Source organism: Sphingomonas lacusdianchii, from assembly GCF_022664395.1.
Taxonomy (GTDB): domain Bacteria; phylum Pseudomonadota; class Alphaproteobacteria; order Sphingomonadales; family Sphingomonadaceae; genus Sphingomonas; species Sphingomonas lacusdianchii.
Map to the genome: position 1 here is coordinate 1 of NZ_JAKRET010000007.1, position 17322 is coordinate 17322.

Below are 17322 nucleotides of genomic sequence, written 5' to 3' on the forward strand. Positions count from 1 at the left end.
CCGCAAGCGTCGACACCGCCATTGCCGGTCTCCGGCTCCGCTTCGCTCCACCTCCGCCCGGCAATGGCGGCGGACACAACAATGCACTAACAATCACCCCGGACCACCCGGTGGGGGCTGCTCAGTTTACGAGGAGCGGCCGGCAGGCGCCGGAAAAGGCAGTATCTGGGGACGAGGATTAAAGGGCATCGGCGACACAATCCTGAGTGCGTTGGGCATATGATCGCATTAAGCTTATGATACACCCAACGACCATTTCTGTCGCAGTGGCCCGCCACAGCTAAATCATGATGACTCGCCAGCCCACCTTCCTGTCCGGCGTGCCAGAGGATCTGGTCCGCGCAGCCCTCAGCAAAGCCGGCGGCAATGAGATCGACAGCGGCAAGCTCGACAGTCCGGAGAGCAGCGCGGCGCTGGCGATCAACGCGTTCGGCTGGTTTCTGGAACGGCCGGCTGACCTGCCACCGTTCCCTTCGCTCGCCGATCTCAACTGGCCGGCAGTTCGCGTCGATGTCGAGCGACAGATGCGTTTCCCATGGCGCGGTGGGCGGCATCCTTGGCTCGACGCGGCGGTCGAAACCGCGACACAGTTGGTCGGCGTCGAGTCCAAGCGGTTCGAACCGTTCCGCGACGCCAAGTCGATCAAACTGTCCGACGCCTATGATCGCGACGTCTGGGGCGAGCGGATGGCGCCGTTCATGGCGATGCGCGACCGCCTGCGCACCGGCGATGCTCGCTATGTCCACCTCGATGCCGCGCAACTGGTCAAGCACGCCTTCGGTCTGGTCACGGAGGGGCGCCGTCTGGAGAAGATGCCGGTGCTGCTTTACCTCTACGCCGAACCGACGCACCGAGGCACTACCGCCATTCCGGCCACCGCGATCGAGCGGCATCGCGCCGAGATCGCCGATTTCGCCACCGCGCTAGCGGGCGCCAAGGTGCGGTTCGCCGCCTGTTCGTGGCGTGAATGGCTTGCAGGCTGGACCGGCGACACCCGCGATCACGCCAATGCGCTCATCGAGCGCTTTCAGGCATGAGGGGGACGACCATGACCGATCGCCCGCGCCGCTTCGGCCTCTCCAAGTCGAAGATCACGATGTTCGACCAATGCCCCAAGCGGCTGTGGCTGTCGGTGCATCGCCGTGAGCTGGCCGAGCAGGACGAAGGTGCCGAAGCACGCTTCGTCACCGGGCACGAAGTCGGCGCGATTGCCTGCTCCTTGCTGCCGGACGGCGTGATGGTCGAGGCCGAGCCGGACCTTGCAACAGCGCTCGCCACTACGCAGGCGCTGCTTGATGGCGAACACAATCGACCGATCTTCGAGGCAACGCTTCAGCACGACGGCGTCCTCGTGCGCATCGATGTGCTGGAGCCGGATGGTGCAGGCGGCTGGCACATGGCGGAGGTGAAGAGCTCGACCAAGGCCAAGGACTATCACGTCGGCGACCTCGCGACCCACCTCTGGGTCGCGCGCAATGCCGGTGTGCTGATAAGCAGCGCGGCGATCCGACATATCGACAGCAGCTTCGCTCTCGAACGCGCTGGCGATTACGATGGCCTGTTCGCCGATACCGATCTGATGGCGAAGGCCGAGCCGATCATCGCCGGTCGAGGCGAGACCGTCGCGGCCGCGCGGGCGACGCTGGCCGGTGCCGAACCGGATACCGCGCCGGGCGCCCATTGCGATGCGCCGTTTCCGTGCGAGTTCGCCGGCTATTGTCACGCAGCGCTGCCGCCCGTGCCGGAATGGCCCGTGTCCGTGCTGCCGCATGGCGGCGGCAAGCGCTGGATCGAACAGGGTGTCGTCGATCTGCTGGCCGTCGATCCCGCCGCGCTGACCAATGCCGTCCACGCTCGGGTCCATCGCGCAACCGTGTCAGGCGAGGTGTATCACGATGTCGAGGGCGCCCGCGCAGCGATGGCCGGCTGGGCGTTCCCGCGCACCTGGCTAGACTTCGAGACGATTGGTTTCGCTGTTCCGCGCTGGATCGGCACGCGACCATACAGCCAAGTGCCGTTCCAATTCTCGGCCCACGTCGAGACTGCGGACGGCACCATCACGCATCTCGAATTCCTGAGCCTCGACGGAAGTGATCCGCGGCGCGCGTGCGCCGAGGCGCTGGTCGAGATGGTGCCGCCGACCGGCGCGGTCATCGGCTACAACGCCAGCTTCGAAAAGGGGCGCATCCACGAACTGGCCGCCGCGTTCCCGGACCTTGCCGACGCGCTGAACGCGATGGCGGCGCGCGTCGTCGATCTGCTGCCGGTCACCCGCGCGAACTGGTATCACCGCGACCAGCGTGGCAGCTGGTCGATCAAGGCCGTGCTGCCGACGATCGCCGCCGAGATGGACTATGCCGCGCTCGAGGTGAAGGACGGCGGCAGCGCACAGGAGGCTTACGCGGAGGCGATCGCGGCGGGCTGCACGCCGGAGCGCAGGCTGGCGCTGGATGCCGCACTGCGCGCCTATTGTGGTCGGGATACCGAGGCGATGATCGTGCTGGCGCGGCGGCTGCAACTTCATGATGATGTGTGCGGAGGGGAGAAATGAAGATGGACGACGATGCCAATTCGCTGGTGCTGGAATCGATGCCGCCGAAGCGCGTGCTTCGCGACCGCATCGACCGCCTGTCGGTGTCGGCGGATGCAAAGGCGCTGCTGAACGATCTGCTCGAGATGGCGATAGAGGTCGGTGGTCGTGTCATCGCCGGCCGACGAATCCTCGCCTTCGTCTTCGATCTGGTCGAACGCTTTCCGAACACCGCCTTCGGCGTGATCGTCGCTTCGGTGGTTTCCACGCTGATCGCGTCGATCCCGCTGCTCGGCCTGGTGCTCGGTCCGCTTCTTTCGCCGCTGTTGCTGGCTTTCGGCCTGGCTGCCGGCGCGATCGCAGACCTCAAGGATGCCCCGCTACGAGCACGGGTGGGCGCACTGGAGCGCCATTTCGCATCCGCGAACCAACATGCGTGAGGGTGGCGCAGTCGACCTTACGCTGAAGGAAGGGTTCGCCTCCGTCGATCGCGTGGTGGCGGATCCGGTACGCTTCAAGCTGCGCCTCGGGATCGGTGAGGAGGCGTACACATCGCTGCGTCTGAAGAACAACGTCCTGAAGGTCTGGGATATCGGCAGTTGGGGCGGGACCGGCGCGGCAGTGGCGTCGTCGAAGATGGTCGCCAGCACGTTCTTCGCGCCGACCGGCTTCATGGCGCTGATCGGCCTTGGCACCGCGGCGACGCCGGTCGGATGGGTCGTGGCGGCGGCGGTGACGTCGGCCGGCGCCTATTACGGCGTGACGCGCCTGTTCGGCCGCTATGCCGGATCACGCGTCGACACGATCCCCAAGTTCATCAACACACCCATCGACGTCCTCGGCGCTGCCCTGCTGGACCTGATGGGCGGGCTGGCGATCCGTGTCGCCGCCATCGACGGCGAGATCGACGATCGCGAGATCGAGACCATCGTCGATCACTTCGTCGCCGATTGGGGCATGGATCGGGACTACGTCGAACAGGCGCTGTCGGTGTTCCAGGCAAATATCGCCAAGGCAACGATCAAAGAACTCGCGGGCGAGCTCGCGAAGTTTATGACCGCTAACCCTGATTGCAACGCGACCGCAATGTCGGCAACGCTGACCGCCTTTCTGCTGGATATCGCGATGGCCGATGGACGGATCGACGAACGCGAAGATCTGGCGATCGACGCTATCGCCGGCGTCATGGCACAGTCAGAGCCGGGAATGATCGTCAGACTTGGGGACGGTGCGAGCCGTGCATGGTCGGCGACTACGGATGCGGTCGCAGCGGTCGCGCAGACCCTGCCAGACAAAATGAAAAATCTCTATGCGCTAGGCGGGAAGCAAACCAAGGCGAGCAGTGACGAGGCCTGACGGAAGCCGTCCCTGAAAGCAGAGCTGAGGCCAAGCAGCGCCAAATCGCACCTCCATCACTGACGACGAACCGAAATTATCCAACAATCTGAGTGCCCAGCTTTGTCCCCTGTGGGGCACCACTTCTCCTGAGGGGAGGAGAACCGAAAAGTCGGTAGGCATCGGCAGCCAGTGGTACCTAGACCCGCCACATGACAGGCTTCCGAATGCGCGCGCACAGCGAACCTTGGCCGGCGCGGCCAGGAGTGGGTCTTTCGGGGGCGATAATCGTATCGCCATCGGCTTCGGGAAAACCGTCCGTAACCATCCCGCCATGGTCACTCCGGCCGTCACAATCCTGCGGCGCCGATAGATGCCCTCCCCTCCTAGACCTTCAGCAGCCAGCCGCGGCGGTCGAGCCACCAGCCGAACGCCCAGCAGACCAGCGCGTAGCAGATGGCGCAGGCCAGCGACCCGACCGGGCCGGGGGCGATCGTCTGGAAGACAGCGATTCCGATCCAGTCGTACAGCCCGCCATAGCGCGGTACCGGCACCAGTTGCAGCGTCACGACCAGCAGTTCGGAGAAGATGTAGATCGCGAGCGGATTGCGCCCGAGGATGGTCAGGAACCGCCGCCCGACGGCAACCCCGCGCATCTCGATCGCCCAGACGAAACCGGCCAGCAACAGCATGTCGATACCGATCGTCAGCAACGCGAACGGCCCGGTCCACAGCCGCTTGCCGATGGGAAACCAGGGCGACCAGAGAAGGGCGAGCGCGATCGATCCTGCGCCGGCGACTGCGATCCCCGCGACCGATCGGGCATGTTTGCCGGCCCGTTGCACCCGGCGGCCAACCAGAAACCCGGCTAGCACATTGACCGTCGACGGCAGCGTACCGAGCAGCCCTTCGGGATCGAAGCCGTCCATCTTGCGGTAAAGATGATCGCGCCCGAACAGGGTGATGTCGATCGTCGTGCCGATATTGCCGAGCGGGGCATAGGCCTGTCCCGCCGGACTGAACCCCAGCAGGATCAGCCAATAGCCGATGAGCAACGCAGCACAGATCACCAGTACCGCGCGCGGCGAGCAACAGCGGGCGATCGGCGCGGCCAGCAGATAGCAGAGCGCGATCCGTTGCAGCACGCCTGGGATCCGCGCGTCGCCAAGCGATTTCGCCACGAAGCCGCCATCGGGTCCGGGTGCCACGAACGGATACCAGAACATCAGAAAGCCGAGCAGGAAGATCAGCGCCGCCCGCTTCGCCACGCGAGCGAGGAAGGCGGCTGCGGGCATGTCGGGCCGCAGCGCGAAGCTCATCGCATTGCCGACCGCGAACAGAAAGGTCGGGAAGATCAGGTCGGCCAGGGTAAAGCCGAACCATGGTGCATGGCTCAGTTGCGCGAAGGGCGCGGCGCCCGGCCCGGCGGTGTTGACGACGATCATCAGGAAGATCGTCGCGCCGCGGAACATGTCGAGCGAAACGAAGCGCACGCGGGCGGGTGCGCTCATTCGGCGTCTGCCAGTGCCAATACCGTGCGCGCCTGTGCGATGACGTCGCGCGGGCGGGTGCGGCGATAGACCTTGTCGTCCTGCACCCAGTCGCGTTCCCATGCCTTCATCGCGGTGCGGAAGGCGGCATCGTCGAACGGCTTGCCGGTGACGGCGGCGGCGCGGCGGTCCTGCAGAAAGCGTTGCCAGCGCGGCAGGTAGAAATCGGCGACCATGCCCTGCCACGCCTTCGATGCATAATCGGCGAGATTGCCGTCACCACCCCAGATCGTCACCTGCGCTTTGGCATTGGCGACGAAGTCGCGCGCGTCGGCAGGTGTGCGGGCATAGCCGCGCGCCATGTCGATCCAGCTCGACAGCGTCTCCTGCTGGTCGCCGAGCAGCAGGTCGATGGCCCGCGCCAGCGGCGCGATCCCCGCTGCCGCCCGGTCGCCGCCGGCGACGTCGCCCGCAGCATAGGCGGTCACCGCCCGCTTCACCCGCGCGTCGAGCCGAAGCAGTGCGTAATGGCGGGTGAAGTCGACCAGATCGTAGCGATAGAGCGCCTCCCCGTGCAGTTGCGGTGCCTGACCCAACAACAGGTCGATCCCGGCGCGCAACGCCGCCGGGTCGCCCGGCGATGCCGGCCAAGCGGTCGCCACCTCGGTCGGACGCTTGAAGAACAGATAGGCGCCGGCCTTGTTCTCCCACCAGCGTGGCGTCCAGTAACGGCTGCTATAGGCGCCCTTCGCAATATCGACCCACGCGGCATCGATTGCCGGGTTCGCCGAACCATAGCGTGCCGCTGTATAGTCGTGCAGCCAGCCGGCGGTCGACGCGCCGCCCCGATTCCACGCCAGATCATAGCTGTTGGCGTAGACGATCGAGTTATTGTGCAATCCTTCGGGGAACATGCCGAACCCGGTCAGCCGCCCCTTGCCCGCGTCGGCGGCGAGCGCCGCCAGATCGCGGCGATAGAAATCGAGATCGCCATAGACCGGGTTCGACCCGCCATAATTATGGACATAGCCATAGACCCAGTTCTTGCCGTCGAACGCATTGGTATCGTGCCAGATGCCGGGATAGCGATCATTGCCGATATCGAGCAGCAGCATCCGCTGGTCGGGCACCTTCGACAGGAAAGCGGCGATGGCATCGGGCGTCCAGAAATGCTTGTCCGCGCCGAACAGCCAGCCCTGCATGACCCACGTCGCGCCCGGCGCGGCATCGGCGATCGAGCGGTACAGCCGTTCGCCATAGGCGGCGAGCCGCACCGCGCGGACTTCGGGCGGCAGGGCAGCGGCGCGCGCGGCGGCCGTGTTGGCGATGCTGTCGCCATACACCGCGCTGGCCGCATCGCTGCCGTCCTCGGCGATCGGCGGCACCATTTCGTTGAAGGCGTCGGCTAGGTAATATTGCCCCGCGCCATATTCGCGAGTGTAGAGGTCGATGAACCGCTTCGCCAAGACCGCGAAGAGCGGGTCGGACGGGTCGAGCCAATAGGTGGCGTTGAACCCTTCCCATGCCCGCATCTTGTAGATCCGCGCCTTGGGATGGGCGTCTGCGAAGGCTTTGGGCACATAGCCGGCAAAGGCGGGCAGCACCGGCGTCATGCCGAGCGCGCGCATCCGCGACAGGATACGCCGTTGCAGCGCGTGCTTGTCGTCGATCCAGTTGGCCGACAACGGGCTGCGATACCCCTCGATATTGCCCATGCGCTGCCAGGGAAGGAAGGCCGGACCCGACATCGACCCGGCAATGGCAGCGTCGGACAGGCCGTTCTCCCGCCACAGCGCGCGCCAGATATATTCCTGCCCCTCCATCGCCAGCGGCATGTCGACGCCCTGCGCCGCCATCCAGTCGATCTCGCGTTCCCAGCGCGCCCAATCCCAGAAGGGCGTGGTGTAGCCATAGGTGCAGGTGTTCAGATAGACGCGGTGCGCAAAGGGCGACGTCACCGGTCCGGTCGTGCCCTGTGGCAGCCGCGCGGGCAGCGCGATCCGGTCGCCCTCCCAACTGAGCGACGCCGCGCCCGCCGCGTTCCAATAGCTATAGGCGCCCCGCACCAGCGCCACCGGCGAGGTCGCCTCGATGCGGGTGCGGCGACCATCGGCGGTGATGCTATAGGCCGGATCGGTACCGGGGGTCAGCGTCAGCGCGAGCCGTTCGGGTGCGAGCCGCAACCGGGCGAGCGCCGCCCGTGCCGCCGCGACGCCGGTCGGTTCGGCCTTCAGCGCGGGGGCCGTCGGGGCGGGGCGGGCGGACAGGGGATTGGCGATCCCGGCCAGCACCATCGCCCCGGCCCAGAACAGCGTCCTCGGAATCGTCATCGCACACCCCCGCCGGAACGCGATAGCGACGGGATGGGGGTAGGTCCGGCACCCCCCATCCCGCCATCACCGGATCAGAAGCGCGCGGTCGCCGACAGGTAATAGTTCCGGCCGGTGACGCTGCTCATCTGCCAGCGATCGGTGAAGTCCTTATACGCTTCCTCGCTGGCGTCGTTGAGGTTGATGATCCCCGCCGCGAAGTTCAGATGCTCGTTCACCGCATAGCCGAGCGCCAGATCGACCTGGGTGCGGCCCCGCACCGTATGGCCTTCGCGCGCGAAGAAGCTGTCGGAGAAATCCTGTTCGTACGAGCTGCGGCGATTGACCGACGCCCGGATCGAGAAGGTGTCGTCCTCCCAGTAACCGGTGAAGTTCCACGTCTGCCGCGACAGGTTGCGGACGCGGTAGCCCTGGCCATTGGCGACCTTTTCGGGGATCACGCGGGTATAGTTGCCGGTAAAGCCGAAGCCGTCGACCGGCAGCAGATTGTCGAGCGACTGGGTCCACGCCGCCTCGAACCCCTTGATCGTCACCGTCGAGCTGTCGTTCAACGTTTCGGTGATGTCGTAATATTCGCCGTTCGAAGCCCGGCATTCGCCGTCGCCATCGATCGCGAGCGACGCCCCTTCGAACGTCGAGGGACAGATCAGCCGCGAGAAGGTGCCGTTGCGGATATCCTTCCAGAAACCGTTCAGGCTGAGCGCGTTGCCCTGTCCGTAATAATATTCGACGCCGAGGTCGTACTGCTTGGCGGTCAGCGGCGACAGGTTCGCCTGACCCAGGTCGATATTGTTGAATACCCGGTTCTGGCTGTCGCGGGTGGTCGAGCGGACCTGCGCCAGCGAGGTATTCGAATTGAGCAGCGGGCGCACCAGCACCTTGGCTGCCGCCGCGCGCACCAGCACCCCGTCGGTCACGTCGAGGATCAGCGCCGCGCTCGGCAGGAAATTGCCATAATCCTTGCGCGTGACATAGGTGCCGGCGACCGCATCGACCTCCGCCCCCGGCACGTCGCGGGTCAGATAGCCCGCGATCTTCTGCTTGGTACGTTCGTAGCGAGCGCCGATATTGCCGCGCACCCCCATGCCGAACAGCGTGGTGTCGATGTTCGTCATCGCATAGACCGACGGGATGAAGCGATCGACCTGATAGCTCGATTCCGGCGCGAACAGGTCGGGCACGGTGACGTTCTGGTCCTTCAACGCCTGTTCGTTGGCGGCGAGCGACGGCGCGACCCAGCTGTTCGGGATCGACATCCGCCCGTTCAGGAAGTCAGTGACGAGGTAATTGGCACTGGCGATCGTCGGAAAGGCGGTGAACGGTACCGCGCCCGATGCGTCGCGATCGTGGCGCGAGACATGCCGGTCGAAGCTTTCGTGCCGATACTTCGCACCGATCGTCACCGACTTGAGGAAGCCACCGTCGAGATCGCGGGTGAGGTCGAATTGCGTCGCGCGTTCCGCTGCATCGGCCAGACGGGTGGCACCGTTCGGATAGGTCGCGCGCAGCAGACGATTGGTCGCATATTGGTTCGTATCGGTCAGCGGCGTGGTGACGCTGAACTTCACATCGTCCGGATCCGAATAGTCGAGCGACAATCCGTTCATATAGACCGAATAGATCGCCGCATCCTCGCGCTGCAGCAAGTCGCCCTTGGTGTAATGGCCGACCAGTTGTGCGTGCCAGCCTTCGCTGTTCCACTTGGCGGTCGCGGTATAGGCGGCACTCGACAGGTTGCGCTTCTCCGCCTGCCGATTGTTGTCGGTATAGACATTGTCGGCGGTAATCGCCGAATTGGTCAGACCCTGCGTCTTAGTGATGGTCTGCCGGGTGCGGTCGAACCCGAATACCTGCTGATTGACGTCATAGGTCGTGTGGTCGCGGGCATAGATAGCACTGGCAGCCAGTTCGAGCGTCTCCGTCGGCTGATATTGCAGCCCGGCGTTGAGCAGCAGACGGTTGGTTTCGCGATCGATCCGGCGATAGCGCAGGCGGCGCGGTGTATAGACGGTGCCGGCAGCGGTCGCGCTGGTGAACCAGCGGTCCATCCACAGATAGTCGGCGCGATCCTTCAGCTTCTGGTAGCTGGCGTTCAGGAACACACCGAGGGTGTTGTCGAGATATTTGTTCACATAGGTCGCGCTGACCTTCGGCGTGATGCCGCCATCGGCATTCTCCGCCTTCTGACCCTTCACCGACAGGATGATATGGTCGCCGCGATACTCCAGCGGCTTCAGCGTATCGATATTGACCGTGCCCGACAGGCCGCCGGCGTCCATATTGGCGGTCGGCGACTTGATGACCTGAATGCTCGACGCGAGATCGGTCTGCACGACGTCGTAGCGGAAGCCGTCGGTGAAGTCGGCGCTCTGGAACGTCTGCCCGTTGATCGTCGTGTTGGCATATTGCGGCCCCAGACCGCGGATGCTGATCGTCGCGCCGCGTCCGTTGACGTTCGACATTTGCACGCCGGAGATGCGCTGCACCGCTTCGGTGATGTTCTCCGACGGGAACTTGCCGATATCCTCCGACGAAATGCCGTCGGTCACGCGGACATCGGCACGCTTCGCCTCCAGCGCGGTCGCGATCGAGCGGCGATATCCGGTGACGGTGATCTCGCCATCCCCCGCATCTTCCTGACCGGTCACGACTTCCTGCGCGGTCTGGGGCGCGGGCAGGCTCGGCTTGGGCGTCTGTGCCTGCGCCAGCGGGTCGGCGGGCGGCTGGGCGGTGGTGGACTCCTGGGCCAGCGCGGGACTGGTCAGCATCGCTGCGCCACCCGCGATCAGCAGGGCGCGCCACGAAATTCGCGAGGCGGCGGGGGAAAACTGGTGGACGCGCATAATCATCTACCTCGTCAAAGGCATGGAAAGGATCGGCGGATACGCGGGATCGGGCGAAGCCCGTTGACTAGGTTCCGACACGGTATTCCGTATGCGGATGGCGACTTGTCAGATGATTGCGATTGGTCGTCAAGATGGTCTTACCAAAAAAAGTACCAATCTAGACCGGCTTGTCTTGCGACCACTTCAGAACTCGCTGAATAAATAGGCAGCCGACTATGGATTCGGTATCGCACCTTGATCTCCCGCGATGTTTTCGCCGTAAAAACAGCGCACTACCGTCCAAGTCCAAGATCGAGGCGTTGCCTGAAAATTGGTCAGCCTGCTCGCGTTCGCATCACCGCCGATTCAAGAAAATTTTGGGTGGTGGATTCGAACCAGGCGGGAGGACCGGCGCGGCCGCCGGGAAGACGCACGAACGTAGCCGACACCCGCAATTTGCATTTGATTCCGCATCCGCGGCAATGGCGCGGGCCGGCGTCGCGGCTGCTTTTATTTGGTGTAGGCGATTCGGAAACCAATGTGCGACGTTGGGAAATCCTGTTCCTGTGCCTGAAACGCGGCGGGGCGAAAATTCGCGCAATAGTTGGTCGCGCACAGGAAGCTACCGCCCTTGACCAGTCCGACCGGACCGTCGCCTGCGACCCATTCCCAGACATTGCCGACCATGTCGTACAGGCCGAAATCGTTGGCGGGAAAGCGTGCGACGGGAGCGATGCCGGCATAGCCGTCGTCGGCGGTATCGCGCATCGGGAAGACGCCTTCCCAGACATTGGCGCGCGGCCTGCCATGATCGAACGCCCATGCCATCGCATCGCGCGCGGTCGTCTGGCCGCCGCGCGCGGCACGTTCCCACTGCTCGACATCGGGCAGGAACCCGCCGGCCCATGCGGCATAAGCGGCGGCGTCGGTGCGGTCGACATGCACGACCGGGTCCTGCCAATGGCCGTCGAGCGCGCTGCCCGGCCCCTGCGGATGGCGCCAGTCCGCGCCTTTCACGAACCGCCACCAGCGCGCGGCGTTGTCGAGCGGCACCGGTTCGGTAGGTGCTACGAACACGGCCGAGCCGCCCTCGCGTTCGGCACGGGTGCGATGGCCGGTGGCGGCGACGAAGGCGGCGAACTGGCGGTTGGTCACCTCATGCGCGTCGATGCGGAAGGCGGCGACGGGGGTTGCCGTGCCCGGTCGCCTGGCACCATCCTCGCCGAGCAGCACGGTGCCGGCGGGGATCGCGACGCAGGGGTCGGTCGCGTCGCAATGCGCGGCGGGGCGGTTCGCGCCGATCGAACCCAGCCCGGCCATCGCCGCGAGCAGCGCCGCCACCCGCCTCACGGCTTGGCGACGCCGGCCGCGGGGGTTTCGGCGGGGGGCAGCGGCACGACGCCCTTGTCCTTCGCATAGGCGTCATAGGCGGCGACCAGTTCGGCAAGCCGCGCCGGTTCGGCAGCGGCCAGATCGCGGGTCTCGCCCGGATCGCGCGCGACGTCGAACAATTGCCACCGCCCGGTGCTGACCCCCTTGCGCGTATAGCGGTTGGTCCCGGCGGGCAGGTACACGACCTTCCAGTCGCCCTTGCGCAGCGCACGGCGGTAGAAGAGTTCGTAGCCGACCGCTTCGTCCGCGCTTCGCACCGCCGGGGCAGTCGCGGCGAGCACCGGACGCAGGCTGTGCCCCTGATGCGGCAGGATCGCGCGGCCGGCAAAGGTCGCGGGCTGGGTCAGCCCGGCATAGTCGAGCAGCGTCGGCGCGATGTCGCGCACGTCGAGATTGGCGGTGGCGATGCGGCCGCCACCGGTCACGCCCCTGCCCGCGGCAAAGGCGCTGACCCGAATGCCACCCTCGCTCGGATAGCCCTTCACCAGCCATGACGGCGTCGAATTGGCCTGTGCCCAGCCCGGACCATAGCCGACATAGCTGGTCGCCTTCCCGATATTGGCGAGACGGTTATCGATGCGAAGCGACGGATCGGCGGGGGTCGGCGCATCGGGATCGGCCGGCGGCGCCTTCGGATCGGCGACCTTGAAGCGGGGGGAGGGCTGTTCGATCACATTCCCCTCCGGCCCATTGTCGGCGAGGAACAGGATGATCGTGTCGTCATAGCGGCCCTGCGCCTTCAGCGCTGCGACCACCCGCCCGACATTCTGGTCGAGCCGGTCGACCATCGCCGCATAGACTTCCATCTTGCGGGCCTCGATCGCGCGTTCTTCGGGCGAGAGCGACGCCCAGGGGCGGACCTGTTCGGTCGCATGGGCGACGGCATCGGCGGGGACGAGGCCGAGCTGTTTCTGGCGGGCGAGGCGGGCGTCGCGCAACGCTTCGTAGCCGGCGTCGTAGCGGCCCTTATATTTCGCGATCGTCTCCGCCGGGGCCTGTAGCGGCCAGTGCGGCGCGGTGAAGGGGAGATAGGCGAAGAACGGGCGGGCGTCGCCCGCGCGCTTCGCTTGGTCGAGATAGCCGATCAGGCGATCGGCGAAATAATCGGTCGAATAGCGGCCGGCAGGGAGCGCGGCGGGTTTGCCGTCGTCGCGGTAGCTGGGGTTCAGCCCGGCCCTGGTCCATGCCTTGTTCTGGTCCGCACCGAAATGGTTCGACAAGCCCTGCAACAGCGCGAAACTATGTTCGAAGCCGCGCGCCGCCGGTTCGCGATCGGGGGTGAGGCCGAGATGCCATTTCCCCGACATCAGCGTGGCATAGCCGCCGGCGCGCAGCAGTTCGGCGATCGAGGCGACGCGGTCGTTCAGATACCCCTCATAGCCCGGCCGGCCGGTCGTCGCGTCGCTGAGCAGTTCGGCCATGGTGCCGAGACCCGCCTGGTGATTGTCGACGCCGCTCATCAGCATCGAGCGGGTCGGCGAACAGGTGGGCGCAGTGTGGAAGCCGGTGAAGCGTACGCCCGATAGCGCCAGCGCGTCGAGATTCGGGGTCGCGATCTCGCCGCCGAACGCGCCGAGGTCGGACCAGCCGAGGTCGTCAGCGACGATCACGAGGAAATTGGGAGCGTTTTTGGGCGCAACCGCCGGCGCGGGCGCGACCGGTGGGGTGTCGGGGGCGGCGGCGGCGGGGAGCGCGAGCAGCAGCGCGGGGAAAGCGGCGGCGATCAGGGGCTTGGCCGGCATGGGCACTCCAAAGGTGACGAAGGTTACACGCACGGCATAGCCACCCGGTGGATTCCAACAATAAAGAATATCTATCAATTCAATGGGAATTAGTCTGTTCGTTTCGATGGCGTCCCTATCCTAGCCAGTGGCGGTCCGGCGGGTGCCGCCGCCATTCGTGACCGAAGGACCATCGATGCCGATTTCGCCCGCCCGCGCCTGCCGCCTGTCCCTGTTCGCCGGCGCCGCGCTGTTCGCGATGCCCGCATGTGCCGCCGATCCGGTGCCGACGACCGCCGAAGTTGACGGCGAAGCCCCGAAGGACGCTGCGACCGGTGAGGATATCGTGGTCACCGCGCGCCGCCGCGCCGAACGCAGCCAGGACGTGCCGATCGCGATCAACGCGTTCGGCGCGGCGCAGATCGAGGCGACGCGGACCTATAATCTCCGCGACCTGCAACAGCTGACCCCCAGCCTGGTCGTCACCAACACCAACCCGCGCAACACCAGCATCAACATCCGCGGCCTCGGCAACAATGTCGCGGTCTATAATGACGGGCTGGAGCCGGCGGTCGGGGTCTATGTCGACGGCGTCTATCTGGCGCGGCCGGGGCAGACGGTGTTCGACCTCGCCGATCTGGAGCGGATCGAGGTGCTGCGCGGGCCGCAAGGGACGCTGTTCGGCAAGAATACCTCGGCCGGTGCGGTGGTCGTCACGACCAAGGCGCCGACGTTCGAACCCGAAGCGGGTGGCGCGTGTCGCTCGGCAATGTCGGCTTCCGCCAGCTCCACGCCTATGTCTCCGGCCCGATCACCGACAGCCTCGCCGCGCGGCTGTTCGTGTCGAAGACCGACCGCGACGGTTTCACCCTGAATCGCTTCGACGGGCGGCTCGGGCAGGATTTCCACGACCTGAATCTGCGCGGGCAGTTGCTGTACAAGCCGACCGATACGCTGACGCTGCGGCTGATCGGCGATTGGGGGCGGCAGCATTCGTTCACTGCCGGCACCATCCTGCTGGGCGCGATCCGCACGTACGACAACGGCACCAACTTCGCGAACAACTATTACGACCGGGCGGCGCGGCTCGGCTACACGCCGGTGCCGGCCGACCCGAAGCTGCGCACCACCGATGTCGATGCGAACCCGCGCTATGCGATGAACCAGCACGGGCTGAACCTGACCGCCGATCTCGATCTGGGCGCCGCGACGCTGACCTCGGTCACCGCCTATCGCGCGTGGAACTGGTATCCGCACAATGACGGCGACAGCACCAGCATCGATGCCGGCGCCGATTTCCATCAGAGCAACGAACAGCGCCAGGTCAGCCAGGAACTGCGCATCGCATCGAACGGCGACCGCCCGGTCGATTATGTCGCCGGGCTCTATTATCTCTACCAGTCGATCCGGGCCGAGGCGGTCAACCGCTATGGCAGCCGTGCCGCCGACTGGTTCCTGCCGCCGACGACCAATGCCGCGGTCGGGGCGGCGGCGCTCAACGATTACAATGTCGTCAGCCAGTCGCGCCCGGTCACCGACAGCTATGCCGCCTTTGCCCAGACGACATGGCATGTAGTGCCCGGCGTCGATCTGACGACGGGGCTGCGCTATACCTATGAGACCAAGACCGGCTATTTCGATCAGGTCGCGACCGGCCGGTCGCTGGCCGGGCTCACCGCCGCACAGCAGGCGGCGGCGCAGACGATACGGTCGCGCTACGGCATCGCCAACCGCTATGAGGCGGAGACCAAGGCCGGGCGGCTATCGGGACAGGCGACGCTGTCGTGGAAGGTCGCCGAACCGGTGCTCGGCTATGTCACCTATGCGCGCGGCAACAAGTTCGGCGGGCTGAACCTCGCCAACATCACCACCACCGGACAGTTCGCCGCCAACCCGGTGATCGCGCCCGAGACGATCGACAGCTATGAGGCGGGCGTCAAGACGACGTGGTTCGGCGGGCGGCTGACCGCCAATGCCGCCGCCTTCTGGACCGATGTGAAGGACTATCAGACCACGATCATCGACATCGAACGCAACGGCGTCAGCTTCTTCACCAATGCCGCGAAGGTCCGCACGCGCGGGTTCGAAGGCGATGTGCGCGCGACGCCGACGCGCTGGCTGACGCTCTATGCCTCGGGCACCTATGACGATGCGCGGTACATCTCCTATGCCAATGCGCCCTGCCCGATCGAGATCACCGGCCGCACGCTGTGCGATCTGTCGGGGCAGCGATTGCCGGGCGTGTCGGAATGGGCGGCATCGGCGGGCGGCGAGGTGCGCGCGCCAATCGCGAACATGGCGGGCCGATCGGGCGAGGTCTATTTCGGCAGCGACTACAGCTATCGATCGAGCACGAACACCACCGCCAGCCTCAGCCGCTATTCGGTGATCCCGGCCTATGATCTGCTCAACCTGCGCTTCGGGTTCCGCACCGACGACGGGCTGTTCGACATCCAGTTGTGGGGCCGCAACGTGACCGACGAAACCTATTTCCTGTCGCGCGCCGCCGCCAATACCGGCGCGATCACGGGCACGCTGGGCGATCCGCGAACCTATGGGATCACCCTGCGCACGCGGCTGTAACCGAAGCGGTGCCGGACGACGGACCGGGATCGGGGGCTGGCGCGTGATGACGACCGTCAGGGCGGATCGACATTCAGCGACGATCGTGCATGTTCGTCATTCCCGCGCAGGCGGAAATCCATGACCGCCGACGTTCCGGCCGGATGCACGGCGATGGCGCATATGGGCGCCCGCCTGTGCGGGAGTGACGATAGCAGATAGAATAGTCGTCCCGCGTACCGGGAACCGAATGTCGATCGCCCTGGAGCGTTACCGGACCAGGGGCTGCGCGAAGCCGAAGCGCCGTATCGAAGCACTTGACCACAAACGGTCCGTCGATACGCCATTTCGTCGGGCGCAATGCCTGCCCCGGGCAACTGCCGCCAGGACGAACGGGCGAGGCGCACGGCATCACGCTCTATCGTCGGTCGCCCGGCGCCGTGCAGGACAACGACGTGTCCATGCGCCGGATCAGCCGCTCGGCGACCGAGGACCGGATCGGCTGGCAGCGATCGATCCGGCGCCACGTATTATAGCTGATGCCGAAGACCTGTTGCAGTCCCTCGTCGGTCTTTGGCACCGACAATCGACGCATTTCGCTGACGATCTCCTCCGGAAGGAGACGCAGGGAACCGCTCATCGCGCCGCTCCCAGCATCGCCGTTACCTGAAGGAGGGCGTAGAGGTAGCCGCTATGCCCTGCGCCGGCGATGACGGTATCCGCCCGCAACGAGACATAGCTGTGGTGGCGGAATGCCTCCCGCTTGTGGATGTTCGAAAGATGGACCTCCACGACCGGCCCCTCGAAGGTGTTCAATGCGTCGAGCAAGGCGACGGAGCTATGGGTGAATGCCGCCGGATTGATGATGATGGCGGCGGCGGCATGCCGGGCTTCCTGTACCCAGTCGACCAACGCATGTTCCGCGTTGCTCTGCCGGAAATCGACGGTGAAGCCGGTTCCCGCGACATGGTCGGCACAGGCCGTTTCGATATCCGCGAGCGTAGTCGTGCCGTAGATTTCGGGCTGGCGCGTCCCGAGCAGATTGAGGTTCGACCCGTTCAGAATGAAAATCGTCTTCACGTCGCTACAGTCTCCGGTCCGGATCGTCCTTCCCCCGTGGCGGCCCGCCGCGTGCGC

The 17322-nt window shown here is 65.6% G+C and carries 13 protein-coding genes and 1 pseudogene; 7 read left to right on the forward strand and 7 right to left on the reverse strand.

The genetic code is table 11. The features are described from left to right. From MF607_RS10825 to MF607_RS10845, 5 genes and pseudogenes are all read left to right on the forward strand, one after another. Positions 1–90: pseudogene (locus MF607_RS10825) on the forward strand (integrase catalytic subunit); the annotation flags it as partial. A gap of 197 nt (positions 91–287) precedes the next feature. After that, positions 288–1037 (forward strand): PGN_0703 family putative restriction endonuclease, encoded by a 750-nt coding sequence (locus MF607_RS10830; protein ID WP_242118531.1) that lies wholly within the window; start codon positions 288–290, stop codon positions 1035–1037. Positions 1038–1048: 11 nt separating this feature from the next. Beyond that, the gene (locus MF607_RS10835) at positions 1049–2551 is read left to right on the forward strand and encodes a DUF2779 domain-containing protein (RefSeq protein WP_242118533.1); all 1503 of its coding nucleotides are present in this window, start codon (positions 1049–1051) and stop codon (positions 2549–2551) included. Positions 2552–2553: 2 nt separating this feature from the next. Continuing rightward, on the forward strand, positions 2554–2970 hold the full coding sequence (locus MF607_RS10840; RefSeq protein WP_242118535.1) for a hypothetical protein: 417 nt from the start codon (positions 2554–2556) through the stop codon (positions 2968–2970). Further along, positions 2963–3886 carry a tellurite resistance TerB family protein gene (locus MF607_RS10845; RefSeq protein WP_242118537.1) on the forward strand — a complete coding sequence of 308 codons (924 nt, stop codon included), beginning with the start codon at positions 2963–2965 and terminating at the stop codon, positions 3884–3886. The genes MF607_RS10840 and MF607_RS10845 overlap by 8 nt, the downstream gene beginning before the upstream one ends. A 365-nt stretch (positions 3887–4251) precedes the next feature. Here the strand turns inward: MF607_RS10845 and MF607_RS10850 are convergent, their stop codons facing one another. The 5 genes from MF607_RS10850 to MF607_RS10870 form a co-directional block, all read right to left on the reverse strand. Then, on the reverse strand, positions 4252–5376 hold the full coding sequence (locus MF607_RS10850) for an acyltransferase family protein (protein ID WP_242118540.1): 1125 nt from the start codon (positions 5374–5376) through the stop codon (positions 4252–4254). Continuing rightward, positions 5373–7685 carry an alpha-N-acetylglucosaminidase gene (locus tag MF607_RS10855; protein WP_242118542.1) on the reverse strand — a complete coding sequence of 771 codons (2313 nt, stop codon included), beginning with the start codon at positions 7683–7685 and terminating at the stop codon, positions 5373–5375. Before MF607_RS10855 ends, MF607_RS10850 begins: the two co-directional genes overlap by 4 nt. Before the next feature lie 74 nt (positions 7686–7759). Next, positions 7760–10528: a TonB-dependent receptor gene (locus tag MF607_RS10860; RefSeq protein WP_242118545.1), complete on the reverse strand. Its 2769-nt coding sequence runs from the start codon at positions 10526–10528 to the stop codon at positions 7760–7762. A gap of 492 nt (positions 10529–11020) precedes the next feature. Then, a complete protein-coding gene (locus MF607_RS10865; RefSeq protein ID WP_242118547.1) occupies positions 11021–11860 on the reverse strand; it encodes an SUMF1/EgtB/PvdO family nonheme iron enzyme in 840 nt (279 codons plus the stop codon). Next, complete coding sequence (locus MF607_RS10870; protein WP_242118549.1) at positions 11857–13644, reverse strand: arylsulfatase; 1788 nt, start codon at positions 13642–13644, stop codon at positions 11857–11859. The genes MF607_RS10865 and MF607_RS10870 overlap by 4 nt, the downstream gene beginning before the upstream one ends. Positions 13645–13819: 175 nt before the next feature. Here MF607_RS10870 and MF607_RS10875 point away from each other — a divergent pair, with 175 nt between their 5' ends. Further along, positions 13820–14497, forward strand: a complete 678-nt coding sequence (locus MF607_RS10875; RefSeq protein ID WP_242118551.1) for a TonB-dependent receptor plug domain-containing protein — start codon at positions 13820–13822, stop codon at positions 14495–14497. Then, positions 14380–16206 (forward strand): TonB-dependent receptor, encoded by a 1827-nt coding sequence (locus MF607_RS10880; RefSeq protein WP_242118553.1) that lies wholly within the window; start codon positions 14380–14382, stop codon positions 16204–16206. Before MF607_RS10875 ends, MF607_RS10880 begins: the two co-directional genes overlap by 118 nt. Before the next feature lie 397 nt (positions 16207–16603). Here MF607_RS10880 and MF607_RS10885 read toward each other — a convergent pair whose 3' ends face one another. Together MF607_RS10885 and MF607_RS10890 are read right to left on the reverse strand one after the other, a co-directional pair. Further along, the gene (locus tag MF607_RS10885) at positions 16604–16825 is read right to left on the reverse strand and encodes a hypothetical protein (RefSeq protein ID WP_242118555.1); all 222 of its coding nucleotides are present in this window, start codon (positions 16823–16825) and stop codon (positions 16604–16606) included. Next, a complete protein-coding gene (locus tag MF607_RS10890; RefSeq protein WP_242118558.1) occupies positions 16822–17265 on the reverse strand; it encodes a type II 3-dehydroquinate dehydratase in 444 nt (147 codons plus the stop codon). The genes MF607_RS10885 and MF607_RS10890 overlap by 4 nt, the downstream gene beginning before the upstream one ends. Positions 17266–17322 lie beyond the last annotated feature (57 nt).